The sequence below is a fragment of the Pseudomonas sp. FSL L8-0168 genome (genome assembly GCF_037976155.1).
Taxonomy (GTDB): Bacteria; Pseudomonadota; Gammaproteobacteria; order Pseudomonadales; family Pseudomonadaceae; genus Aquipseudomonas; species Aquipseudomonas paracarnis.
In genome coordinates, this window is the sequence record NZ_CP150262.1 from 100,975 (window position 1) to 125,377 (window position 24,403).

A 24,403-nucleotide genomic window follows, 5' to 3' on the forward strand; every position below is an offset into this window, starting at 1 on the left:
ATTTATTCAAGGGAGTCGAGCAGGGCATTCAATCGAGCGAGGTGCTGACGCACTTCCAGGGCGAGGGCGGGCGTGACGGCCATGCCGGTCAGGCGACATTCGAGTTCGACAAACGCGATGGCCATCGCTTTGAGCTGCACTGAGCCCAAGGCTCCGGCGATGCTGTGCAGCTGCTGCGCCACCTCATTGGCATTGGCACGTTCCAGCGCTGCCAGTGTGGCATGAACATTCTGGCGCACAGTAGTGACAAACAGCTCGCGCATTTCGGGCGACAACATGGACGGTTCGGCCACTGCCGGCAGGGCGATCCTGCAATGTTTCTCCAGTTGCGCGCGCAAGGTCGCCAGGTTCATCGGCTTGACCAGCCACGCATTCATGCCCACAGCAGCGCAGCGTTCGCCTTCTTCGCGCAGGGCGTTGGCGGTGATGCCGATGATCGGCAGGGTTTTATCCTGCTGGCGCAGGCCTTGAGCCAATTGATAGCCGTTCATCAGCGGCATATTCACGTCGGTGAGTACCAAGTCGAACCGGCCCGGTTGCCATTGCACCAGCGCTTCTTCGCCGTTGGTGGCGGCTACCACCGAGCAGCCCAGGGCTTGCAGTTGCTCCTTGATGATTGCCAAATTGATCGCATTGTCTTCGGCGACCAGCACCTTGAGGTTCAAACGACGGTTTTTTTCCGGTACTTCGGGCGGGCCTTCAGCGCGGCTACCGTGATGCGCCAGGTAAACCGCCCAGGCAATCGCGCGCACGTCATCGACGTCGACGAGCCAGCCGGCCTTGGATAACTGCGCAGGGTTGGGCCCGCCCGGTGTGGCAATGACTCGCTGGTTGGGCCAGGGTAGGCTTTGGGCTGCGGGCGACAGGTCCACCAGCAGCGCGGCAGTTGGCTCAGCCCGCAAGGCCCGGCAGTCGAGGCCCAGGCGGTTGAGCCAGTCGATAAGATGCTGCGCCTGTTCGTGGACGGGCGCATGCACATACACAGCCGGTGCATCAGGCGTGAACACCGGGCAATCGGCGAGGTTGCCTGGTACGGTCGCCAGCGCCAGTTGCAGACTGAAACTGCTGCCCAGGCCGGGCTCGCTAACCACGCTCAGTTGGCCATGCATTAACTCGCACAGCCATTTGCAGATCGCCAGGCCCAGGCCTGCACCGGCCTGGCTGGTCGCATCGTTGACCTGATAAAACGGATCGAACAGTTGCTGTTGCTGCGCCGAGGAAATTCCCACACCTGAATCGCTGACCTGCCACTGCACATCAGCGTTTTCCAACACCCGCACTCGCAGCAGTACACGGCCGTTATCGGTGAATTTGATCGCGTTGCTCACCAGGTTGTTGAGGATCTGGCGAATCCGCAGCGGATCACCGCGCAGCCGATCCGGCAGTGTTACATCGATGCTGGCATACAGGTGCAAACCCTTGGCTCGGGCAAACGCACTGTAGGTGCGCACCACATCTTCGCTCAGTTCCAGCGGACAGAAGTCCTGGAGTTCCAGCGTCATTTGCCCGGCTTCGATCTTGGACACGTCCAGCACATCGCTGATCAGCTGGAACAAGGTGGCGGATGAGCGTTGAACGGTTTGCAGGTAATCCTGTTGACGTGGGGCGAGGCTGGTCAGGCCAAGCAGTTCGAGGGTGCCCAGCACACCGTACAGCGGCGTACGGATTTCATGGCTCATGGTGGCGAGGAAGCGCGACTTGGCCCGGTTTGCCGAGTCGGCGGCCTGGCGGGCCTCTTCCAGGGCCGCGGCGTCTTCGATGTGCCGGGTGACGTCATGGAAGGCGCAGAGCCAGGCGTCCTGGCTTTGATAGCGGGTGTTGATAAACGTGATATGCAGATGGCGGCCATCAATATCCAGCTCGGCCTGGCCTGCTTCGCAGAGGTCGTAGTGGTGGCGCAGGGTGCTGACCAGCCGGTTGGTACCTTTCCACTCCAGCGCGCGTCGGTTCTCCAGTAACACTTGATGGTCGCTACGGCGTATTACACAAAGGCCAGTAGGCGCGGTATCAATCACCGCACGGCTGAATGCCTCGCTTTCGGCGATGCTGGCGTGGGCCAGTTGGGCGGGCAGCACTACCTGCTTTTTGTACCAGCGGTTGAAGGCGCGACCACCCCCAAGCCCTGCGAGTACCAGTGCGAGCAGGCACAGCAGTGGCCAAAAGGCTGAGTCCAGGAAACTCTTGAGCCCTATGACGTAGATCGCCGTCCAGTGCTGTTCACCAGGGCTGGTCAATTTGAATACCAGGCCGTCACGGGTGAGGTTCATGCCCTCTTGCAACCGTTGTTCAGGTTTCAGGACGCCAGCCAGCACCTCGCCGGATGGAGCGATCAGTGTGAAGTGGTCGTAGATCGACCATTGCATCAAGCGCTCAATGTTATTGATCTGCGAAGGATTGAGCAGCGACGCTACCAGCACGTGCGGGCTTGCGCCCTGGATATGCCGGCGTGCCGGAGCCAGTTCGATGTGGATATAAGCCAGCAATGTCGGGGGGCTCGCCGTTTGCGTGGGGTCGCTGTAGGCTTTCCAGTGCACCTGGCCGTCTGGCGGTTGCTGAGGGTCGGCATGCAGCCGCGCTTCTACCTGGCGTACCACGTCGGCAAAAAAACCGCCCTGCACCTGCCCATCGCCACGCAGATGGCCGGCGGCTGGCACCGAAATATCGAAGTTGTCCGGCCCGTTGAACAGTAAAACCTGGGGTGACTGGTAGTGCGAGGCAGACCAGAAGGCGCTGTAATAGGCGGCCAGGTGAGCTGCCAGATCAAAAACCTTCGCCTTTTGGCTGGCAGCCAGGCGTTTGGGGTTGAGTTTTACGCTATAAGGCAGAGAAAAGCTGAATTCGCGCCCCTCATAGATATCTGGTCCTTGCTCGGGCAACGCTTTGAGGGCGGGTGGAACAGAGACTGACGCAGGCAGGAGATCGCCCTGAGTACTTTGCTGTGAGAGGCTGACAAGAAACGCTTGCTGCTCGCCAATGTTTTCCATCAGCCGGGCAAAATGAAAGCGGGTGGTATCACTTTGTTCGCCGACCATGCGCTGCACGCCCAGGTAACTGACCACCAGCAACATCAGCACCAGGGCGCCGAGCGCTATCAAGCTTTTGTGCAGGCGCAGAGAACTGCTGGTCAGTTTCTCCAGGAAAGCATTGGGATGGTTCATTAAGCGAACCGGCGGGCGGGAAGGGGGGTATGGTCGGACACAATGGCCTCTGAACAAAGACTCAATAGGTGCTTGCCGGGCCGTCCTGGTTCAGCAGTTGCTGGAACTGGTCTGAGGACACCGCATGGGAAATCAGGAAGCCCTGGACCTGAGTGCAGTTGATCTTACGCAACAGTGCAAGTTCTTGCGCGGTTTCCACACCTTCGGCTACCACGGTCAAACCCAGTTGCCGCCCCAGGGCCACAATGCTCGTCAACGCCTGCGCCAGCTCTTCGTTCTCATTGCAGCCTTGCACCAGCGCCCGGTCGATCTTGAGCTCGGTGAAGGGCGTCGAGACCAGGTTCATGTACGAGCTGTAGCCTTTGCCAAAGTCATCCTGGGACAGGCCGAAACCCTTGATGCGCAAACGGCATGCGCCAGCGTAGAAGTTGCTGATGTCCTTGGGCACCGAACACTCCATCAACTCAAAGCAAATTCGTCCGGGAATGCCGTGATGTTGCAAGACGAAGGCGAGGATGCGATCGGCCAGGTCGTAACTGTTGAGCAAATGGGTGGGCAAATTGATTGACACCGGGATGTCATAACCCTGTAGTCGCCAGCGTGCCTGGGCAGCGATGGCCTGTTCCAGTACACGCCATAACAAGCGCTCCTCCAGGTGGTAGGCTCTCAGCGCGGGCAGGAACGAGCCCGGCAGCAATACGCCATGCTCCGGGTGGATCCAGCGTATCAAGGCTTCGGCGGCGACGATGCGTGCGTTGACCAGGGCTTTCTTGGGTTGAAACCAGGCCTGTAATTGGCCGTTGTCCAGGGCTTCGAGCAGGGCCTGGCGTTCAATACCTGGGGCAGTCTCGGGCAACACCACCTGACGCAGATCCAGCAGTTGCTCGGTCAGGCTACGCAGGGCCGCAAGGTTCACCGGCTTGGAAATCAACCCGATGACATTCACCTGCAGGTTGCTCGCTACCAGACTCGCGCTCATCAGCATGCGCCTGGACGCAGCACTCATGATCGCCAGGGCCGGTTTGGCACGCAGTGTGGCAAGGCCTTGGATAAACTGCACGCCGTCCATGCCGGGCATCAGCAGGTCGGTGAGCACCAAGTCGAAATTGCGCCTGCGCAAACAGCTCAGCGCTTGCTCGCCATCGCGCGCCGACTCCAGGTCGAAGTCCCCCAGTTCGCCGAACAGATGCTGCAGGTACTGATGTTGAAAGGGGTGGTCTTCGACGATCAAAATGCTACAGCGATTCATGGGGGGCTCGTTCATAGGGAGCCAGTTCATTGAACAAGGCTCGCAGGGTAAAGGGTTTGACGAGGCAATGGTTCATGCCTGCCGCCACGCACAAGGCGGCTTCGCCACGCATGGCATTGGCGGTGGCGCCGATGATCGGTACGGTGCAGCCCAGGCGCCGCAGCTCCCGGGCCAGGACATAGCCGTTGAGCTTAGGCATATTGACGTCGCTGAGGACGATATCGAACGTTCCCTCGTGCCAGCGAGACAACGCCTCTTCGCCATCCGACGTCAGTTCCACGGTGCAGCCCAGCTCCTCCAATTGATCACGCAGGATCAACTGGTTGATAGCGTTGTCTTCGGCCACCAGTATGTGCAGCTTCAACTTGCGCAGATCATGTGGCTCATTCACCGCTTGTGGCAGTGAAACCCATACACCTTGGGCCTGGCTTACCGCTTGATGGATGGCATGCAGGTCATTGAGGTTGACCTTCCAGCCTCCGAGCATGATCTGCGGTACATTGCACCCGTCGCTGGTGGCAAGCACCAACGGCCCGGTCCAATCGGGGATCAGGCGCTGTTCAAGCGGGCCCGGATGCAGCTCAAGCAGTACACTGGCCGAGGGCAGGTCCAGAGAGGATGGGTGACCGATCAAGGGGTGGGCGCCCCAGCGTCGTAGCCAACCGCTGATGACTTCGGCCAACTCGCGAACCGGTGAAAGCACCAGAACGACTTCCGGGAGCAAGCTTGTCATGGTCGGGGGCAGCGCGTCTTTGACGCACTCGACCAGCGGTAGGGCGAGGGTAAAACTGCTACCCAGGCCCGGCTCACTCACCATACGCAGGCTGCCATTCATCAATTGGGTCAAGCGCAGGCAAATCGGCAGGCCAAGGCCGGTTCCCGCCACTACGTTGGGGTTGCCCTGAGTCTGGTAAAAGGGCTCGAAAATGCACGGCTGCTCTTCGCGCGCGATGCCTTTGCCGGTATCCGAGACTTGCCATTGCACGCTGGCGCGCTCGCCATCACGGCTTAACAGCGTGGCTCGTACCACGACCCGCCCGGAGTCGGTGAACTTGATGGCATTGCTCAACAGGTTATTGAGCACCTGGCGGATTCGGCTGATGTCGCCAATCATCCGGTCCGGCATCTGCGGGTCGATGCAGGCGTAGAGCAGCAACCCTTTGCTCTGGGCCGCCGCTGCATAGCCGTGGACCACTTCCTGCACCAGGGCGAAGGTGGAGAACTCACCCAGCTCCAGGGCCAGTTGCCCGGCCTCAATCTTGGATACGTCCAGCACGTCACAGATCAATTGCAACAAAGTGGACGACGAGCCCTCTATCGCCTTCAGATAGTTTTTCTGCTGTGCATCCAGACGGGTGCGGCCCAGCAGTTCCAGAGTGCCCAGTACGCCATAGAGCGGCGTGCGGATTTCATGGCTCATGGTGGCCAGAAACAGGGTTTTTGCTTCATTTGCGCTGTCGGCCAGCCGGCGCGCCTGTTCCAGCGCTGCTTCGATCTGGGTGCGGGTACTGATGTCGCTGAAGGCACATAACAATACGTCCTCACCTTTGTAACGGGTGGGCGCGCAGCTCAAGTAAAGGTGGCGGCCATCGGCGGTTTCAAAGTAATCGGTAAAAGTCGGTTCGTGGGCATCGAAGGCTTGGTGGATCCAGCCTGGGCACAGCTGTTCGCGTTCGCCACTCTGGCCGAGCCATTGCTGGGACAAGGTGTTTTCCAGTACCACCTGGCCGTCGGTACGACGTAATACACACAGGGCCACGGGCGCTGTCTGGATCACGTCACGGCTGAACAGCTCGCTTTCCACCAAGGCCTGGATACGCTGCACCGCGGGTGTAATGAAACGGTGTTCAATGCGGTGTATCAGCAACCACACCAGACTGATACCGAACACGCAGAACACCAGCGTCCCGGCCAATTGCGGCCACAGGGATAGGAGAACCGCGCGCAGGTCGATGGAGTAAGCCAGTTGCCAGTCCGAAGACTTCAATTGTTTGCGCAACACGAGTTGTTCGGGCAGCCATCCCGCGCCGACAAAACCAAAGAAATCGTGCTGCTGCAGGCCTGGCAGGTTGTGGCTGAACTGCGGCTTGGTGCTATTGCTGAACAAGGGCATGCCCTGGGAATTGAACATGGTGAACTCCCCGGCGCTGTGATCGTTCAGGGTGTTGGCGACTTCTCGGTCGTCAATTTCCAAGCCTAGCCAACCCGAATTCATATCGCGCTCATCCAGGCGAATGAAAATGTACAGCTGCGAATGGCCTTCGGTGTTCTGGGTTAACCACAGCTCCTGCAAGGCCGGACGAGTGTCGCGCTGAAGCCGCTTCAACTGTTCTAGCATATCCGTTGGGAACGCGTGGATCGTTGGCGTGGCGTTGTAAAGGCGTACCACTTTGGCTTCTGCATCGCTGGCCACGTAAATCAGGTTGAGTTGCCTGGCCTTCAAATAGTCGCGCATGCGCTGGGTCAGCCAGATACTCCACTGCTTGCCGGGGCGTGTGCCTAATAGCAAATACACTTCCTCTGCAGACACGGCGCCATCGGCGCTTTTGTAGCGCCGTGTAGCCGACAGGCTGAGGCTTTCCAGCAGCGCTTCGCGGGTGGTGAAAAAGGTGTGGGCTTCGGCAATGGCGCTGCTCATGTAGCTGCGTCGCTGGGAGATCTCGGTGTTGAAAGTGAACAGCAGAAAGCTGTAAGCCCCACCGATGATGCCCACCAGCAGCACCAGCGCAAAAATGCGCAACAAGCGGCGGGCGGCGTTCGGGGTAGACAGGATCGGGCTGATCTGATGGAGGTAGGTCTTCAATCGCATGTCGGCACTTTAGGTGGGACAGCGCGTGGAGAGAATCAGACGATCCTTAGTTTTTACAGGTAGTTCACGATGAAGGTCACGTCGGTGTTGGCGCTGCCCGCTTTCAGGTCGCCCGTGGGCAAGCGGTAATACGCTGCCGACAGGGGTATCTGGAAGTGGGTGTCGGTGGTGGTGAAGGCGTCGAATGGGTAGGTGGTGTCCAGTGCGATGGGTTGCCCCGCGTCATTGAGCAATTGCAAGCCGATACCGGCGGCGGTGGAACTGCTATTAAGTGCGACTATACCGTTGGCTGCATCAATGACGGACGTGGTTGCCTTGAGTGAATAGGTGATCTTCTTGATGCCGGCCTGGCATTGGTTCAAGCCGATACTGAAGCGCACCTTGCGGGGTGTCGCGCCGGCTTTGTCAAAATCCTGGAGCTGATAGTCGTCGCCCATGGCAACCGGGACGGCGGGTGTCTGGCAGGAGGCGGTGTTCAGTACGATTGGGTTGGTCAGGTTGAAGGTTTTCAGGATCACGTCACCGATTTGGTAGTTGGCCAAGTGGCCTGAAGCTATCTTGGTGTTTACCAATGGGCCGGTCTTGACGATTTCCAGCCTTATTTTCCCCGGGCTGACGCCGTAGCCGGTGCTCGGGGTGGGGGCTAAACTGAACAAGTACATATCCATGGCATCGAGCCAGATGCGAAACGAGAAACCTGATTTGCCAACAGGGAAGATCGTTGCCCCGCTTGCCACAGTGCCCAGCGTGGGATTCAGCTTAATGCCATACATCGAAGTCGTTGTGCACTTCCAGATATGACCGGTCACTTGCACGGTTTCTTGATAGACCACTGTTCCGTCAGGCGTATCGGCGGGAATGCTCAGACCGCTGTTTGCCAGGCTAGCGCCAAAGTTGAGGTTCTCTGTTTTGGAGTTGATGGCGGTGCAATTCCCCGCCAGGGCGAGCGTCGAGCACGTCAGCGTCAACATGGTGATAAAACAACGCACGGCAAAACGTGATTTCAAACACTTCATGAGCAGCGATGTACCAGTTAGTCAAGAATTGGCTTACGTTAAGCAGACCCGGCGCGCTAGCCCATCAGGCAATCCTTAAAGCCCTCCGCTTATCCGCCAACTACCAAGCAACCTAATTATTCCATTTGACATTCGCTGCCTAAGCAGTAACATTTCGTCACACATTCACTGCCTAGGCAGTAATAAGGTGACTTTCGATGCCTCACTTCACCCCTGACAACTTCCACAACTGCCACCTCGGCCTGTTGCTGGGCCGCGCCGCGATTCTCAAGGACCGCATCATCGACACCCATATGGAACCCCACGGCATTACCGCCGCGCAGTTCAAGGTGTTGATCATCATGGCCCAGTTCGGCGTCGATACCCCGGCCGAGCTGTGCCGCAACCTGTCCCTCGATAGCGGTTCGATGACGCGGATGCTCGACCGGCTGGAGCAAAAAGACCTGCTCAGCCGCAAGCGTTCCGAGCTGGACCGGCGCCAGGTGCAGTTGGTGCTGACCGCCGAGGGCCAGCGCCTGGCGGACATGCTGCCGCACATTGGCGCCAAGGCGCTCAACCAGTTGGCCGGCGTGCTTGAGCCGGGCGAGCTGGAAACCCTGGAGCGGATCCTGAAGAAAATGCTGATCGCTGCGGGTGACCCCATCACGATCCAGCGGGTAGGTAGATCATGAACACACGCGCATTCAGCCTGGTGCTGGCGGCGATGACGTTGGCCGGTTGCGCCAATTACAGCGGCCTCGACACCCAGGGCCAGCGCCTCGACGCCAACACCCTGCACACCGGCAAGTCCCTGAGCGGGGTGACGCTGTCGAGCGCCGCCTGGCCGGCCGCTGACTGGTGGAAAAGCCTGGGCGACCCTCAGCTTGACGGCCTGATCCAGGAAGCCCTGCAAAACAGCCCCGACATGCAAGTCGCCGACGCCCGTGCGCATCAGGCCGAAGCCGCCGCCTATGCCGCCAACGCCGCGCGTATGCCGACCGTGGATGCCAGCGCTGGCGTGAGCCGTTCGCGCCTGGCCAAGGACCAGGACCCACGCGGGCAGGGCGATGCCTATTCGACGGTGCGTAACATCGGCGCCAGCTTCAATTACAACTTCGACCTCTGGGGCGGCCAGCGCGCCGCCTGGGAAGCGGCGTTGGGCGAGGCCCGTGCTGCCGAAGTCGACCAGCAGGCCGCGCGCCTGACACTGGCCGCGAACGTGGCCAAGGCCTACAGCGACCTGGGCCAGGCGCATATCGTGCGTGACCTGGCCGTCGATGACCTCAAGCGTACCCGCCAGATGCTCGACCTGAGCAAGCGCCGCCTGAGTTCCGGTATCGACAGCGAGTACCAGTTCCAGCAGACCGAGAGCCTGGAAGCCAGTTCTCAGTCGCAACTGATTGATGCGGAAAAACAACTGCAAAGCGCCAAGATCGCGTTGGCTGTGTTGCTCGGCAAAGGCCCGGACCGCGGTGACGAGTTGGCGCGCCCAGCGGTGCTCAAACCCAGCGCCGTGGCCGTGCCGGCGGTGTTGCCTGCCGAGCTGCTCGGCCGTCGTCCGGACCTGGTCGCCGCACGCTGGCGCGTAGAGGCCGCGAGCAAGAACATCGATGCCAGCAAGACCCGCTTCTACCCCAACCTCAACCTGAGCGCGAGCGCCGGTGCCGAGTCGTTGCTGGGCGATGCGATGTTCGGTTCGGCCAGCCGCTTCTTCAATATCGCACCGACGATTTCGCTGCCGATTTTTGACGGCGGCCGCCTGCGCGCCGACCTCGATGCCCGCGACGCCGACTACGACCTGGCCGTGGCCCAGTACAACAAAACCCTGGTGCAAGCCTTGGGTGATATCGGCAGCAGCCTGTCCCAACTGCGCGACACCGGGCGGCAGATCCAGGCCCAGCAACATGCCGCTGACATCGCCCAGCAGTCCTACGACACCGGGGTGCAACGCTACAGCTCAGGCATCGGTAACTACCTGGATGTGCTCAGCATCGAACAGCAATTGCTACAGGCCCAGCGTCAGTTGGCCACCCTGAATGCGGCGCAGATCGACCTGTCGATTCAACTGATGCAGGCCCTGGGTGGCGGGTATCACGCCAACAGCGTGGCCGCGACCACCCCCGCAACACGCACGGAATAATTTGAGGTATTTGTCATGGCCACTGCCGACAGCAACAACGCAACCGAACAACCCAAAGACACCAACCCGCGCAAACGCAAAGTGATGCTGATCGGCCTGGCGCTGATCGTCATCCTCAGTGTGGTGGGCGTGTGGGCCTGGTATGAGTTCTACGGGCGCTTCAATGAAAGCACCGATGACGCCTATGTGAACGGCAACGTGGTGGAAATCACCCCGCTGGTCACCGGCACCGTGGTCAGCATCGGCGCCGACGATGGTGACCTGGTGCATGAAGGCCAGGTGCTGATCAATTTCGACCCCAACGACGCCGCAGTCGGCCTGCAAAGTGCCCAGGCCAACCTGGCCCGCACCGTACGCCAGGTGCGCGGTTTGTACAGCAACGTCGATGGCATGAAAGCCCAAGTCAATGCGCAGAAAGCCGATGTGCAAACCGCCCAGGACAACTACAACCGCCGTAAGACCCTGGCCCAGGGCGGCGCGATTTCCCAGGAAGAACTCTCCCACGCCCGCGACAGCCTGACCGCCGCCAAGAACGCCTTGACCAACCTTGAGCAACAACTCAAAACCACCAATGCCCTGGTGGATGACACGGTGATTTCGTCCCATCCCGATGTGCAAGCGGCCGCCGCGCAACTGCGCCAGGCGTACCTGACCAATGCCCGCAGCACCTTGATCGCGCCGGTCACCGGCTATGTGGCCAAGCGCACCGTGCAACTGGGCCAGCGCGTCCAGCCGGGCACGGCGCTGATGGCGGTGATCCCGCTGGACCAGCTGTGGATCGACGCCAACTTCAAGGAAACCCAACTGCGGGATATGCGCATCGGCCAGCCGGTGGATATCGAGTCGGACATCTACGGCAGCGACGTCAAGTACAGCGGCACCGTCGACAGCCTCGGCGCCGGCACCGGCAGCGCGTTCGCCTTGTTGCCTGCACAGAACGCCACCGGCAACTGGATCAAGATCGTGCAGCGGGTACCGGTGCGCATCCACATCAATGCTGAAGAGCTGGCCAAGCATCCGCTGCGCGTGGGCTTGAGCACCGTGGTGAATGTAGACCTGCACGACCAGAGCGGCCCGGTGCTGGCGCAACAGGCGCCGCAAAAAGCCTCGTTCACCACCAACGTGTATGACCGCCAATTGGCCGAAGCCGATGCCATGATCAACCAGTTGATCCATGACAACAGCGTCGCCGCTCCCAAGGCTGCGCAACGCTGATGAGCAATAACGCCTCGTTCACGCCACCCAGCCTGTTGATGGCCACTATTGGCCTGTCGCTGGCGACCTTTATGCAGGTGCTCGACACCACCATCGCCAACGTGGCGTTGCCGACCATCTCCGGCAACCTGGGGGTGAGTTCGGAGCAGGGCACCTGGGTGATCACCTCGTTTGCGGTGAGCAACGCCATCGCCTTGCCGCTCACCGGTTGGTTGAGCCGGCGCTTTGGCGAGGTGAAGCTGTTTTTGTGGGCGACCCTGCTGTTTGTGCTGGCGTCGTTCCTGTGCGGTATCTCCACCTCGATGCCCGAGCTGATCGGCTTTCGGGTGCTGCAAGGCTTGGTCGCCGGGCCGTTGTACCCGATGACCCAGACCTTGTTGATTGCGGTCTATCCACCGGCCAAGCGCGGCATGGCTCTGGCGTTATTGGCGATGGTCACGGTGGTCGCGCCGATTGCCGGGCCCATCCTCGGCGGCTGGATCACCGACAGCTACAGTTGGCCGTGGATCTTTTTCATCAACGTGCCCATCGGTATCTTCGCGGTGATGGTGGTGCGCTCGCAGTTGAAGAAACGCCCGGTGGTCACCAGCTACCAGCCGATGGATTACGTCGGGTTGTTGAGTCTGATCGTCGGGGTGGGGGCCTTGCAGATCATCCTCGACAAGGGCAATGACCTGGACTGGTTCGAGTCCAACTTCATCATCATCGGTGCGGCCATTTCGGTGATCGCCCTGGCGGTGTTCGTGATCTGGGAGATGACCGACAAGCACCCGGTGGTCAACCTGCGGCTGTTCGCGCACCGTAACTTCCGGATCGGCACCATTGTGCTGATCCTCGGTTATGCGGGCTTTTTCGGCATCAACCTGATCCTGCCGCAGTGGCTGCAAACCCAGATGGGCTACACCGCCACCTGGGCCGGGCTGGCGGTGGCGCCGATCGGCATTCTACCGGTGCTGATGTCGCCGTTCGTGGGCAAGTACGCGCACAAGTTCGACCTGCGCCTGCTGGCGGGCCTGGCGTTCCTGGCGATTGGCTTGAGCTGCTTCATGCGCGCCGGTTTCACCAACGAAGTGGACTTCACCCATATCGCCATGGTGCAGCTGTTCATGGGCATCGGCGTGGCGCTGTTCTTCATGCCGACCTTGAGCATTCTGATGTCCGACCTGCCGCCGCACCAGATTGCCGACGGCGCGGGGCTGGCGACCTTCCTGCGTACCTTGGGCGGCAGTTTCGCGGCGTCGCTGACCACCTGGATCTGGATCCGCCGGGCCGACCAGCACCATGCCTACATGAGCGAGAACATGACCGTCTACGACTCGACCACCCGCGATGCGTTGCAGGCGCTGGGTGGGGCAGGGCAGAAGGCCTATACCCAACTGGACCAGATTCTCACCAGCCAGGCGTACATGATGTCCACCGTGGATTACTTCACGTTGCTAGGGTGGATGTTCATGGGCTTGATGTTGCTGGTGTGGCTGGCCAAACCGCCGTTTACCGCAAAGGCCGGGCCGGCGGCTTCGGGGCACTGATCATAAGGTCAGCGCGGTTCCTGTGGGAGCTGGCTTGTGTGGGAGCTGGCTTGCCTGCGATGCAGACACCTCGGTGTATCAGATGCACCGAGGTGATGCTATCGCAGGCAAGCCAGCTCCCACAGGTTGATCGGTGTTGTGGCAGAGATTCAGGCGCCAGGCAGCGCGAGCTGCGGGTTGACGAAATCAAACGCCGCCAGCTGAAAGCCTTGCTCATCCACCTGCAACGCCCAGCCTTGCTTGTCCCAGTCCCCCAGCACAATGCGCTTGGCCGCCTGGTCGCCGATCTGCAACTTATGGATGGCGGGGCGGTGGGTATGGCCGTGGACCAGGGTGCGCACGCCAAACTGCTGCATCACCCGTGGCACTTCTTCAGGGGTGACATCGACGATGTCATTGGCCTTCATGCGCACCTGGGCGCTGCTCTCACTGCGCAGCTTGCGCGCCAGTTTATGGCGGGTGCCCAAGGGCAGGTGGCGCAGGATAAACAGCACAATCGGGTTACGCAGGATGCGCCGCAGCTTCATATAGCCGAGGTCGCGGGTGCAGAGGCTGTCGCCGTGCATCAACAGCACAGGCTCGCCATACAACTGCACGACCGTCGGGTCCTTGAGCAAGGTAGCGCCTGCCGCTTTGCAGAACGCCTTGCCGATCAGGAAATCGCGGTTGCCGTGCATGATGAAAATCGGGGTGCCGCTGTCGCTCAGCTCACGCAAAGCCTCGCAGATGGAGCGCTGGAAGGGGGTCATGCCATCGTCGCCAATCCAGGCTTCAAAGAAGTCCCCCAGAATGTACAACGCCTGGGCACCACGGGCGCGGCCGTGGAGCAGATCCAGAAACGCCCGGGTAATGTCCGGGCGTTCCTCTTCCAGATGCAAGTCTGAAATCAGCAATATCACGCTTCGATGATCTCGGCTTTCTCGACGATCACGTCTTCGGCTGGAACGTCCTGGTGACCGGCCTTGGAGGTGGTGGATACGCCTTTGATCTTGTCGACAACGTCAGTGCCTTGGGTGACTTTACCGAACACCGCGTAGCCCCAACCCTGCACGTTCTTGCCGCTGTGGTTCAGGAAGGCGTTGTCGGCGACGTTGATGAAGAACTGCGCGGAGGCCGAATGCGGCTCCATGGTACGGGCCATGGCGACGGTGTACTTGTCGTTGGAAAGGCCGTTGTCCGCTTCGTTCTGGATGCTTGGACGCTTGTCTTTCTTCTCTTTCATGCCCGGCTCGAAACCGCCGCCCTGGATCATGAAGTTACCGATGACACGGTGGAAAACGGTGTTTTCGTAGTGGCCGGCTTTCACGTATTCAATGAAGTTGGCGACGGTGATCGGCGCTTTCTCGGCGTTCAGCTCGATGACGATGTCACCGTGGTTGGTGGTCAGTTTGACTTGAGTCATGTTCACTACTCTTTTCAGGGAATTCGTGGGTGTGGGCGCCTGGGCACCTTACCTGTCTGGCTAAACGACGGCCAAGGCGCGCAGTTTAGCGTGCCCTGCGGGAATTTCGAGGTGGTTTTTTACCGCCCGGGCAATTAATTGGCCGCGCTCTGTATGTGTCTTGACTGCTTCGGCTATTATGAGCCCTTTGTTTTATCTGGCCCCACCTGGCCATGCACCTGTCTGTTCAAGGATCCTATGAGCAAGCCCACTGTCGACCCTACCTCGAATACCAAGGCCGGACCTGCCGTCCCGGTCAATTTCCTGCGCCCGATCATCCAGGCGGACCTGGATTCGGGCAAGCACACGCAGATCGTCACCCGTTTCCCGCCAGAGCCCAACGGCTACCTGCACATCGGCCACGCCAAGTCGATCTGTGTGAACTTCGGCCTGGCCCAGGAGTTCGGTGGCGTCACGCACCTACGTTTCGACGACACCAACCCGGCCAAGGAAGACCAGGAATACATCGACGCCATCGAAAGCGACATCAAGTGGCTGGGCTTCGAATGGTCCGGTGAAGTGCGCTATGCCTCCAAGTATTTCGACCAGTTGTTCGACTGGGCCGTCGAGCTGATCAAGGCCGGCAAGGCTTATGTGGACGACCTGACCCCGGAGCAGGCCAAGGAATACCGTGGCACGCTGACCGAGCCGGGTAAGAACAGCCCGTTCCGCGACCGTTCGGTAGAAGAGAACCTGGACTGGTTCAACCGTATGCGCGCCGGCGAATTCCCGGACGGCGCCCGCGTGCTGCGCGCCAAGATCGACATGGCCTCGCCGAACATGAACCTGCGTGACCCGATCATGTACCGCATCCGCCATGCCCATCACCACCAGACCGGTGACAAGTGGTGCATCTACCCCAACTACGACTTCACCCACGGTCAGTCGGACGCCATCGAAGGCATCACCCACTCCATCTGCACCCTGGAGTTCGAAAGCCATCGCCCGCTGTACGAATGGTTCCTGGACAGTCTGCCGGTTCCGGCGCACCCGCGTCAGTACGAGTTCAGCCGCCTGAACCTGAACTACACCATCACCAGCAAGCGCAAGCTCAAGCAACTGGTGGATGAAAAACACGTGCATGGCTGGGACGACCCGCGCATGTCCACACTGTCGGGCTTCCGTCGCCGTGGCTACACCCCGGCGTCGATCCGCAACTTCTGCGACATGGTCGGCACCAACCGCTCCGACGGCGTGGTCGATTTCGGCATGCTCGAATTCAGCATCCGTCAGGACCTGGATGCCAATGCACCGCGCGCCATGTGCGTGCTGCGTCCGTTGAAAGTCGTGATCACCAACTACCCGGAAGGCCAGGTCGAGAACCTCGAACTGCCGCGCCACCCGCAGAAAGAAGAGCTGGGCGTGCGCAAATTGCCATTCGCCCGCGAAATCTACATCGACCGTGACGACTTCATGGAAGAGCCGCCCAAGGGCTACAAGCGCCTGGAGCCGAATGGCGAAGTGCGCCTGCGCGGCAGCTACGTGATCCGTGCGGACGAAGCGATCAAGGACGCCGATGGCAACATCGTTGAACTGCGTTGCTCGTACGATCCGGACACCCTGGGCAAGAACCCTGAAGGCCGCAAGGTCAAGGGTGTGGTCCACTGGGTACCGGCCGCTGCCAGCATCGAGTGCGAAGTGCGCCTGTACGATCGTCTGTTCCGCTCGCCGAACCCTGAGAAGGCGGAAGACAGCGCGAGTTTCCTCGACAACATCAACCCTGACTCCCTGCAAGTACTCACTGGTTGTCGTGCCGAGCCATCGCTTGGCGACGCACAGCCGGAAGACCGTTTCCAGTTCGAGCGCGAAGGCTACTTCTGCGCGGATATCAAGGACTCGAAACCTGGTGCTCCGGTATTCAACCGTACCGTGACCTTGCGAGATTCGTGGGGCCAGTGATTTAAGGGAAACATCGTGCTAACGATCTACAACACGCTCAGCAAGACCAAAGAAGTCTTCAAGCCGCTGGACGGCAACAAGGTGCGCATGTACGTGTGCGGCATGACCGTGTACGACTACTGCCACATCGGCCACGGCCGCAGCATGGTTGCCTTCGACCTGGTGACCCGCTGGTTGCGTTTCAGTGGCTATGACTTGACGTATGTGCGCAACATAACCGACATCGACGACAAGATCATCAACCGTGCCAACGAAAACGGCGAGTCGTTCGATGCGCTGACCGAGCGCATGATCGCCGCCATGCACGAGGACGAGGCGCGCCTCAACATCCTCAAGCCGGACATGGAACCGCGTGCCACGGACCACATCCCTGGCATGCACGCGATGATCCAGACCTTGATCGACAAGGGCTACGCCTACGCCCCAGGCAACGGCGACGTGTACTACCGCGTCGCCAAGTTCATGGGCTACGGCAAGCTGTCGCGCAAGAAGATCGAAGACCTGCGCATCGGCGCGCGGATCGAAGTCGACGAAGCCAAGCAGGACCCGCTCGACTTCGTACTGTGGAAAGGTACCAAGCCGGGCGAGCCGAGCTGGGAGTCGCCGTGGGGCGCCGGGCGTCCGGGCTGGCACATCGAATGCTCGGTGATGTCCACCTGCTGCCTGGGCGAGACCTTCGACATTCATGGCGGCGGCAGCGACCTTGAGTTCCCGCACCACGAAAACGAAATCGCCCAGAGCGAAGCCGCCACCGGCAAGACCTACGCCAATGCCTGGATGCACTGCGGCATGATCCGCATCAATGGCGAGAAGATGTCCAAGTCCTTGAACAACTTCTTCACCATCCGCGACGTGCTGGAAAAGTACCACCCGGAAGTGGTGCGTTACCTGCTGGTGTCGAGCCACTACCGCAGCGCCATCAACTACTCCGAAGACAACCTCAAGGACGCCAAGGGCGCTTTGGAGCGTTTCTATCACGCGTTGAAAGGCCTGCCCGCGGTGGCACCTGCAGGCGGCGAAGCCTTCGTGGCACGTTTCACCGAAGTGATGAACGACGACTTCGGCACCCCGGAAGCCTGCGCCGTGCTGTTCGAGATGGTGCGCGAGATCAACCGCTTGCGCGAGACCGATATCGACGCAGCGGCGGGCCTGGCGGCGCGCCTGAAAGAACTGGCCAGCGTGCTGGGCGTGTTGCAGATGGAAGCCGATGACTTCCTGCAAGCGGGTGCCGAAGGGCGTGTGGATGCCGCTGAGGTAGATGCACTGATCCAGGCGCGTCTGGCGGCTCGCACCAATAAAGACTGGGCGGAATCCGACCGTATCCGCGACCAACTGACCGCGATGGGTGTGGTGTTGGAAGACGGCAAGGGTGGGACGACGTGGCGGTTGGCTGACTGACCGTTGAAAGCTGCACGCTGAATAAAAAAACGCCCCGACTGGTTCGGGGCGTTTTTTTGCACTCTCGTTCCCACGCTCTGCGTGGGAATGCATACCGAGACGCTCCGCGTCGCCCGCTCGCCCGAGTGGGGCGGACGCGGAGCGTCCTGAGCGGCGTTACCACGCAGAGCGTGGGAACGATCTGCGGGCTGCTGACTTCGGCGGGGACGTCATCACCGGCCATGCGTTTGCGGAACAGGTTAGTTGGATCGTTCCCAAACCGCTTTACTGATCGACCGGGCGCTTCCCGGTGTGGCGCGTAGCGGGATGATGCTAAGTTGGCGCAATTGGTGGCGCGTATCCGATCTTTTGCCTGACACCAAACCAAATGTGGGAGCTGGCTTGCCTGCGATAGCGGTTTATCAGTCACAGCATCATTGACTGAAATTCCGCTATCGCAGGCAAGCCAGCTCCCACATTTTTACTGAATTCGCCTGAAGAATCAGCGGCGGCTGCTGACTTCGGCGGGGACGTCATCACCGGCCATGCGTTTGCGGAACAGCGCCGTTCGCGCCAGCAGCAGTGTGGTGACCGGCACGGTGATCGCGAGCAAAATCGGAATCAACCAGCCGTGCAACACCGGCCCGGATTTGAGCGTTGAAAAATAAATGATCGACGCCAGCGCCACGCTCCACGCCCCCAGCGTCGAGGCCAGTGCCGGCGGGTGCATGCGTTGGAAAAATTCTTTCATCCGCAGCAAGCCAATCGCGCCAATCAAGGCAAACAGGCTGCTGAGCAACAGCAACGCCGCCACGATAATCTCAACCCATAACGGCATCATTCAATCACCTCCCCACGCAGCAGGAATTTGGCCAGGGCGAACGAGCCGACGAAGCCGAACAGTGCGATCAATAGCGCTGCTTCAAAGTAAGTGTCGCTGGCATAGCGAATACCCAGGGTCAGCATCATCAGCATCGCCAGGATGTACAGGTAGTCCAGCGCCAGTACCCGGTCTTGGGCCGAGGGGCCTTTGAACAGGCGCACCAGGGTCAGCACCATGGCCAGGGAGAACAGGAACAGGCTGAACAGGATCGCATTGGCGAGCAGGGCGCTCATTCGAAGATCTCCATCAGGGGCCGTTCGTAGGCGTGCTTGAATTGCTGGATAAACGAGGCTTCGTCATCCAGGTCGAAAACGTGCAGCAGCAGGATGCTGCGGTCCAGGGCCAGTTCCGACCAGACGGTGCCGGGGGTCACGCTGGTGATCATCGCCAGCATCGCCAGGCCGTTGGCGTCGCGCAGGTCCAGGGGGATCTTGATAAAGCGCGAGCGCGGTGGGCGTGAGCCGCAAGTGAGTACGCCCCAGGCGACGTGCAGGTTGGAGATGATTACGTCAAGGCCGACCCGGAAAAACAGGCGGATGATCACCCCAGGGCGACGGATGCGGATCGGCAGCGGGCGCAGCGGCGCCATCATCAGCGGCGCAAGAAAGCCCAACAGTGCGCCCAGCAGCAGGTTGCCGGGGCTGATCGACAAGTTCAGCACCAGCCACAATACCCACAACGCCAACGACAGCCAGGGAGCCGGGAACAGACGTTTCATGGCTGCACCTCCAGGGCGGCGGCCTTGGCTTCAGGGCTGGGCACTGGGCGGGTCGCGAGCACTGCCATCACGTAGTGTTCCGGGTTGTTCAGGCTTTGCGCGGTGGCCTGGGTGTAGCGCATCAGCGCCTCGGCCTTGAAGGTCAGCGCGATGCTCAACCCCAGCAGCAGGAAGATCGGCACACACTCGTAGCGGCGCAGCAGCGGTGATGGGCGTTCTTCCGGGGTCCAGAAGCGCTGGATGCCGAGGCGGGCGAAAGCGATGAGCGAGGCCAGGCCGGAGAGAATCAGCAGCGCGACCAGGCCCCAGGCCGCCGGGCGGATGGACTCGTCCACGGCGTTGCCCAGGCCCAGTGGATTGATCAGCGCACTCAACAGGCTGAGCTTGCCGATAAACCCGGACAGCGGCGGCATGCCGATAATCAACAGCGCGCAGGCGATAAAGCTCAGGCCCAGGAAGGCCATGGTCCAAGGGATGACCTGGCCGATCACCGCTTTTTGCTCATCGTCCAGGTTCACACCCGGGCGCGGATGCAGCGATTCCATGGCTTTGGGCAGCGCATCAATCTCCTCATCCAGCGGCAGGTCGTTGGCCGAACGCGAACGCCGATCAACTCCGCCAGCAAAAACAATGCACTCAGTGCCAGGGTTGAGCTGACCAGATAGAACAGCGCCCCCGCGGTCAGGCTCGGCTGGGCAAACCCTACCGCTGACAGCAGGATCCCGGCCGACACCAGGATACTCAGGCTGGCCATGCGCTCCAGGCGCTGCGCCGCCACCATCGCCAGTGCCGCGCAAATGATGGTCGCCATGCCGCCATACACCAGCCAATCCCCGCCAAACAGCGCCGAGGCGCCGGCCTGGCCGGAGAACAGCAGGGTCCACAGGCGCAGCACGGTGTACACGCCGACCTTGGTCATGATCGCGAACATTGCCGCCACCGGCGCGCTGGCCGAGGAATAGGCGGGCGCCAGCCAGAAGTTCAGCGGCCACATGCCGGCCTTGGCCAGGAACGCCGTAGCCAGGATCGCCGCACCGGCATGCAACAGGCCGCGATCCGCCTCCGGCACCAGCGGGATCTTCAACGCCAGGTCGGCAAAGTTCAGCGTGCCGGTGACGCCGTAGATCATCGCCGCGCCAATCAGGAACAGCGACGACGCCAGCAGGTTGATCGCAATGTAATGCAGCCCCGACGATACCCGCGCGCGGCCGGAACCGTGCAGCATCAGGCCGTAGGAGGCGGCCAGCAGCACTTCGAAGAACACGAACAGGTTGAACAGGTCGGCGGTGAGGAAGGCGCCATACAGCCCCATCAGTTGGATCTGGAACAGGGCATGGAAGCTGGTGCCCGCACGGTCCCAGCGGGCCATGGCGAACAGCAGCGCGCTGACGCCGATAACTCCGGTCAGCACCAGCATCATCGCCGACAGTTGGTCCACCACCAACACGATGCCGAACGGCACCTGCCAGTTGCCCGGCAGGTACACGCCAATGGAGCCGGGGCCGCCTTGTTGCGTCCAGTACAAGAGCAGGATGGCCACGCCCAGGCCGACGATGCTGGAGCACAGATTGATCTGGGCTTTGAGCGGGCGGCGTTTCTCGCCCAGCATCAGCATCAGCCCGGCGGTGAGCAGCGGCAGCAGGATCGGCGCGACGATCAGTTGATTCATCCACGTCATTCCTTGGGCTCCCGGCCGTCTACATGGTCAGTGCCGGTGAGGCCCCGGGAGGCCAGCAGCACCACCAGGAACAACGCGGTCATGGCGAAGCTGATCACGATGGCCGTGAGCACCAGGGCCTGGGGCAGTGGGTCGGTGTAGTTGAGCAGGTCTTGGGGCACGCCGTCCTTGATGATCGGCTCCTTGCCGATAAACAGGCTGCCCATGCTGAAGATGAACAGGTTGACGCCGTAGGACAGCAGGCACAAACCCATGACCACCTGGAACGTCCGTGGCCGCAGGATCAACCAGACGCCGGAGGCCGCCAGGACCCCAATGGCTATTGCGATGACTTCTTCCATCAGGCGGCTCCTTCGGTTGCAACAACCACTTTGGGCTGGTTGCTCGGTTTATGCGCGCGCACCGACTGGTGGCCGAGGGCGGTGAGCATCAACAGGGTCGAGCCCACGACCATGGCGTACACGCCGACGTCAAAGAACAGCGCACTGGCGATATGAATATCGCCCAGTAACGGCAGGCTGAAATGCCAGGTATGCGTAGTGAGGAACGGGTACCCGGCGAACAGCGCACCCAGCCCGGTCAAGGTGGCCGACAGCAGGCCGAAGCCCATCCAACGCATGGGCCGCAGGCTCATCTGCGCCTCGACCCACTGGGTGCCGGCAACCATGTATTGCAGGATAAACGCCACCGACATCACCAGCCCGGCGACGAAACCACCACCCGGTTGGTTGTGGCCACGCATGAACAGGTAGAACGACACCACCAGCGCAATCGGCAGCAGCAGGCGCACCAGCACCGCCGGTACCATCATAAAGCCCAGGGCGGTGTCGCTGGCCTGGCGCGGGTTGACCAGGTCGGTCGCCACGTCCGGCGCCAGTTGGCGCTGTTGGGGCGGCAACTCCATGCTTTCCTTGGATGGGCGGAAGCGGCGCAGCAAGGCGTACACGGTCAAGGCTACAGCGCCCAGTACGGTGATTTCGCCCAGGGTGTCGAAGCCACGGAAGTCCACCAGCATCACGTTCACCACATTGCTGCCGCCGCCTTCGGGCAGGGCACGGCTTAAGTAGAACGAGGAAATATCGTTGGGCGTCTGGCGGGTCAGCATCGCGTAGGACAACAGCGCCATGCCGCCGCCCACCGCGGTGGACAGCAACAAGTCGCGTACCCGGCGAATACGCGCCTTGCGCAGGGTATTGGGCAATGGCCAAACCTCCTCGATACGCCGTGGCAGCCAGCGCAGGCCAAGCAGGATCAACACGGTAGTGACTACTTCCACCACCAATTGGGTGAGGGCCAGGTCCGGCGCCGAGAACCACACGAAGGTGACGCAGGTCATCAGGCCGCACACGCTGACCATGGTCAGGGCCGCCAGCCGGTGGTACTTGGCTTGCCAGGCGGCGCCGAGGGCGCAGGCAATCGCCAGCAACCACAGGTGACGAAGACGATGGACCCCGGGATTTTGGGGCGGTCACCCCAGCTGAGGCCACTGTTGAGCATCGGGATCATCGCGCCGATCACTGCCAGCAGCACCAACAGGAACAACTGGGTTTGCAGGCGCTTGGTGCTGATGCGTTTCTCGATCCGGCGCACACCGCGCATCATCACCACCAGGCAGCGTTCGAAACCGCGCTTGCCGTTGAAGTAGCCGATCAGCGGCGGGTATTCGAAGCGGCCACGCTTGAGTTGTTTGCGCAGCATCAGGTACAGCACCACGCCGCCGGTCATCGCCACCAGGCTCATGATCATCGGCGCGTTCCAGCCGTGCCAGATCGCCAGGCTATATTCCGGCAACGTACCGCCCACCACCGGCAGGGCGGCAGCGGCGAGGATCGAGCCGACCATCTGGGCCGGGAAAATCCCCACCAGCAGGCAGGTGAACACCAACAACTCGACCGGTGCACGCATCCAGCGCGGCGGCTCGTGGGGCGTGTGTGGCAAGTCGGTGGCGGGCGGGCCGAAGAACACATCCACGGTAAAACGCAGGGCATAGGCCACGCTGAATGTACCGGCAATGGTCGCGATCAGCGGCAGGGCGATTTCCACCCACTGAGTCGACGAGATAAACACGGTTTCGGCAAAGAACATCTCTTTGGACAGGAAGCCATTGAGCAACGGCACCCCGGCCATGGACGCGCTGGCGACCATCGCCAGGGTCGCGGTAAACGGGATCAGGCGCACCAGCCCGCTGAGCTTGCGGATATCCCGCGTGCCGCTTTCGTGGTCGATGATGCCCGCGGCCATGAACAGCGAAGCCTTGAAGGTGGCGTGGTTGAGAATATGGAATACCGCGGCAACAGCGGCCAGCGGGCTGTTAAGGCCCAGCAGCAGGGTGATCAGCCCGAGATGGCTGATGGTGGAATAGGCCAGCAGGCCCTTGAGATCGTTTTGAAACATGGCGCAGTAAGCGCCGAGGAGGAGCGTGAGGGCGCCGGCACCGCCGACGATCCAGAACCATTCTTCGCTGCCGGACAGCGATGGCCACAGGCGGGCCAGCAGGAACACGCCGGCCTTCACCATCGTCGCCGAGTGCAGGTAGGCCGAAACCGGCGTTGGCGCCGCCATGGCGTGGGGCAGCCAGAAATGGAAGGGGAACTGCGCGCTTTTGCTCAAGGCGCCGATCAGCACCAGGGCGAGCATGACCGGGTACAGCGAATGCGCGCGAATCTGATCGCCCGCCGCCAGCACCTGGTCCAGATCATAGCTGCCGACGATATGCCCCAGCAGCATCACCCCCGCCAACAGGCACAGCCCGCCGGCGCCGGTGACCATCAGCGCCATATACGCCCCGCGTCGCGCATCGGCACGGTGGTGCCAATAGCCGATCAGCAGGAACGAGAACAGGCTGGTCAGTTCCCAGAAGAATACGATCTGGATCAGGTTGCCGGAGATCACCAAACCCAGCATGGCGCCCATGAACGCCAGGAAAAACGCAAAGAAACGCGGCACCGGGTCGTCCGGCGACATGTAGTAGCGCGCATACAGCGACACCAGCGTGCCGATGCCCAGCACCAGCATCGAGAACAGCCAGGCAAACCCATCCATGCGCAACACGAAGTTCAGCCCCAGGCTGGGCAACCACATGAATTCTTCGCGGATCACGCCACCGTGGGCGATCTGGGGGTAGAGCAGGGCGACTTGAATAGTACCGACCAGCGCCACAAGGCCGGCCAACAGGGATTCGGTGTTACGTGCGTTATGCGGCAGCAAGGCCGCCAGACAGCTGCCGATAAAAGGCAGAAGCAGTAGAACTATCAGGGACATAGGCTTCTAATCTGCGGGAGTTTGGGATGCATCATACGTGCCGCTTTCATG

Annotated in this window: 16 protein-coding genes and 2 pseudogenes; 6 read left to right on the top strand and 12 right to left on the bottom strand. The window is 61.0% G+C overall.

Annotated features, from left to right (window positions below; genetic code table 11):
* Positions 1–2: 2 nt before the first annotated feature.
* The 4 genes from MHH62_RS00445 to MHH62_RS00460 all read right to left on the bottom strand — a co-directional run bounded on the left by MHH62_RS00445 (position 3) and on the right by MHH62_RS00460 (position 8,232).
* On the bottom strand, positions 3–3,158 hold the full coding sequence (locus MHH62_RS00445; protein ID WP_020302334.1) for a hybrid sensor histidine kinase/response regulator: 3,156 nt from the start codon (positions 3,156–3,158) through the stop codon (positions 3–5).
* A 61-nt stretch (positions 3,159–3,219) separates the two neighbouring features.
* Positions 3,220–4,407, bottom strand: coding sequence for an EAL domain-containing response regulator (locus tag MHH62_RS00450; protein WP_020302333.1), 1,188 nt, complete (start codon positions 4,405–4,407; stop codon positions 3,220–3,222).
* A complete protein-coding gene (locus tag MHH62_RS00455; RefSeq protein WP_020302332.1) occupies positions 4,394–7,216 on the bottom strand; it encodes an ATP-binding protein in 2,823 nt (940 codons plus the stop codon). Before MHH62_RS00455 ends, MHH62_RS00450 begins: the two co-directional genes overlap by 14 nt.
* Positions 7,217–7,269: 53 nt before the next feature.
* On the bottom strand, positions 7,270–8,232 hold the full coding sequence (locus MHH62_RS00460; RefSeq protein WP_020302331.1) for a fimbrial protein: 963 nt from the start codon (positions 8,230–8,232) through the stop codon (positions 7,270–7,272).
* A 197-nt stretch (positions 8,233–8,429) separates the two neighbouring features.
* Here MHH62_RS00460 and MHH62_RS00465 point away from each other — a divergent pair, with 197 nt between their 5' ends.
* The 4 genes from MHH62_RS00465 to MHH62_RS00480 are packed head-to-tail and all read left to right on the top strand — an operon-like array spanning position 8,430 to position 13,095.
* The gene (locus MHH62_RS00465; RefSeq protein WP_014718945.1) at positions 8,430–8,903 is read left to right on the top strand and encodes a MarR family transcriptional regulator; all 474 of its coding nucleotides are present in this window, start codon (positions 8,430–8,432) and stop codon (positions 8,901–8,903) included.
* Positions 8,900–10,351, top strand: coding sequence for an efflux transporter outer membrane subunit (locus tag MHH62_RS00470; RefSeq protein WP_166406078.1), 1,452 nt, complete (start codon positions 8,900–8,902; stop codon positions 10,349–10,351). The genes MHH62_RS00465 and MHH62_RS00470 overlap by 4 nt, the downstream gene beginning before the upstream one ends.
* A gap of 15 nt (positions 10,352–10,366) precedes the next feature.
* Positions 10,367–11,566, top strand: a complete 1,200-nt coding sequence (locus MHH62_RS00475; RefSeq protein WP_034127907.1) for an HlyD family efflux transporter periplasmic adaptor subunit — start codon at positions 10,367–10,369, stop codon at positions 11,564–11,566.
* Positions 11,566–13,095, top strand: coding sequence for a DHA2 family efflux MFS transporter permease subunit (locus MHH62_RS00480; protein WP_020302329.1), 1,530 nt, complete (start codon positions 11,566–11,568; stop codon positions 13,093–13,095). Before MHH62_RS00475 ends, MHH62_RS00480 begins: the two co-directional genes overlap by 1 nt.
* A 149-nt stretch (positions 13,096–13,244) precedes the next feature.
* Here the strand turns inward: MHH62_RS00480 and lpxH are convergent, their stop codons facing one another.
* Together lpxH and MHH62_RS00490 are read right to left on the bottom strand one after the other, a co-directional pair.
* Positions 13,245–13,994, bottom strand: coding sequence for a UDP-2,3-diacylglucosamine diphosphatase (gene lpxH / locus MHH62_RS00485; protein WP_003192177.1), 750 nt, complete (start codon positions 13,992–13,994; stop codon positions 13,245–13,247).
* Positions 13,991–14,497, bottom strand: a complete 507-nt coding sequence (locus MHH62_RS00490) for a peptidylprolyl isomerase (protein ID WP_014718940.1) — start codon at positions 14,495–14,497, stop codon at positions 13,991–13,993. Before MHH62_RS00490 ends, lpxH begins: the two co-directional genes overlap by 4 nt.
* A 237-nt stretch (positions 14,498–14,734) precedes the next feature.
* Between MHH62_RS00490 and MHH62_RS00495 the strand changes: the two genes are divergently transcribed.
* Positions 14,735–16,435: a glutamine--tRNA ligase/YqeY domain fusion protein gene (locus MHH62_RS00495; RefSeq protein WP_003192174.1), complete on the top strand. Its 1,701-nt coding sequence runs from the start codon at positions 14,735–14,737 to the stop codon at positions 16,433–16,435.
* A 15-nt stretch (positions 16,436–16,450) separates the two neighbouring features.
* Positions 16,451–17,833, top strand: a complete 1,383-nt coding sequence (gene cysS / locus MHH62_RS00500; RefSeq protein WP_032902823.1) for a cysteine--tRNA ligase — start codon at positions 16,451–16,453, stop codon at positions 17,831–17,833.
* Positions 17,834–18,314: 481 nt separating this feature from the next.
* On the opposite strand, the gene MHH62_RS00505 is transcribed toward cysS, so the two are convergent.
* The 6 genes and pseudogenes from MHH62_RS00505 to MHH62_RS00530 all read right to left on the bottom strand — a co-directional run bounded on the left by MHH62_RS00505 (position 18,315) and on the right by MHH62_RS00530 (position 24,352).
* Positions 18,315–18,653 carry a Na+/H+ antiporter subunit G gene (locus tag MHH62_RS00505; RefSeq protein ID WP_014718935.1) on the bottom strand — a complete coding sequence of 113 codons (339 nt, stop codon included), beginning with the start codon at positions 18,651–18,653 and terminating at the stop codon, positions 18,315–18,317.
* Complete coding sequence (locus MHH62_RS00510; protein WP_003192168.1) at positions 18,650–18,928, bottom strand: K+/H+ antiporter subunit F; 279 nt, start codon at positions 18,926–18,928, stop codon at positions 18,650–18,652. The genes MHH62_RS00505 and MHH62_RS00510 overlap by 4 nt, the downstream gene beginning before the upstream one ends.
* Positions 18,925–19,413, bottom strand: a complete 489-nt coding sequence (locus tag MHH62_RS00515; RefSeq protein WP_339232219.1) for a Na+/H+ antiporter subunit E — start codon at positions 19,411–19,413, stop codon at positions 18,925–18,927. The genes MHH62_RS00510 and MHH62_RS00515 overlap by 4 nt, the downstream gene beginning before the upstream one ends.
* Positions 19,410–21,091: pseudogene (locus MHH62_RS00520) on the bottom strand (monovalent cation/H+ antiporter subunit D). Before MHH62_RS00520 ends, MHH62_RS00515 begins: the two are co-directional and overlap by 4 nt.
* The gene (locus MHH62_RS00525) at positions 21,088–21,432 is read right to left on the bottom strand and encodes a Na+/H+ antiporter subunit C (RefSeq protein WP_003192163.1); all 345 of its coding nucleotides are present in this window, start codon (positions 21,430–21,432) and stop codon (positions 21,088–21,090) included. Before MHH62_RS00525 ends, MHH62_RS00520 begins: the two are co-directional and overlap by 4 nt.
* Positions 21,432–24,352: pseudogene (locus MHH62_RS00530) on the bottom strand (monovalent cation/H+ antiporter subunit A). The gene MHH62_RS00525 and the pseudogene MHH62_RS00530 overlap by 1 nt, the downstream one beginning before the upstream one ends.
* Positions 24,353–24,403: the final 51 nt, after the last annotated feature.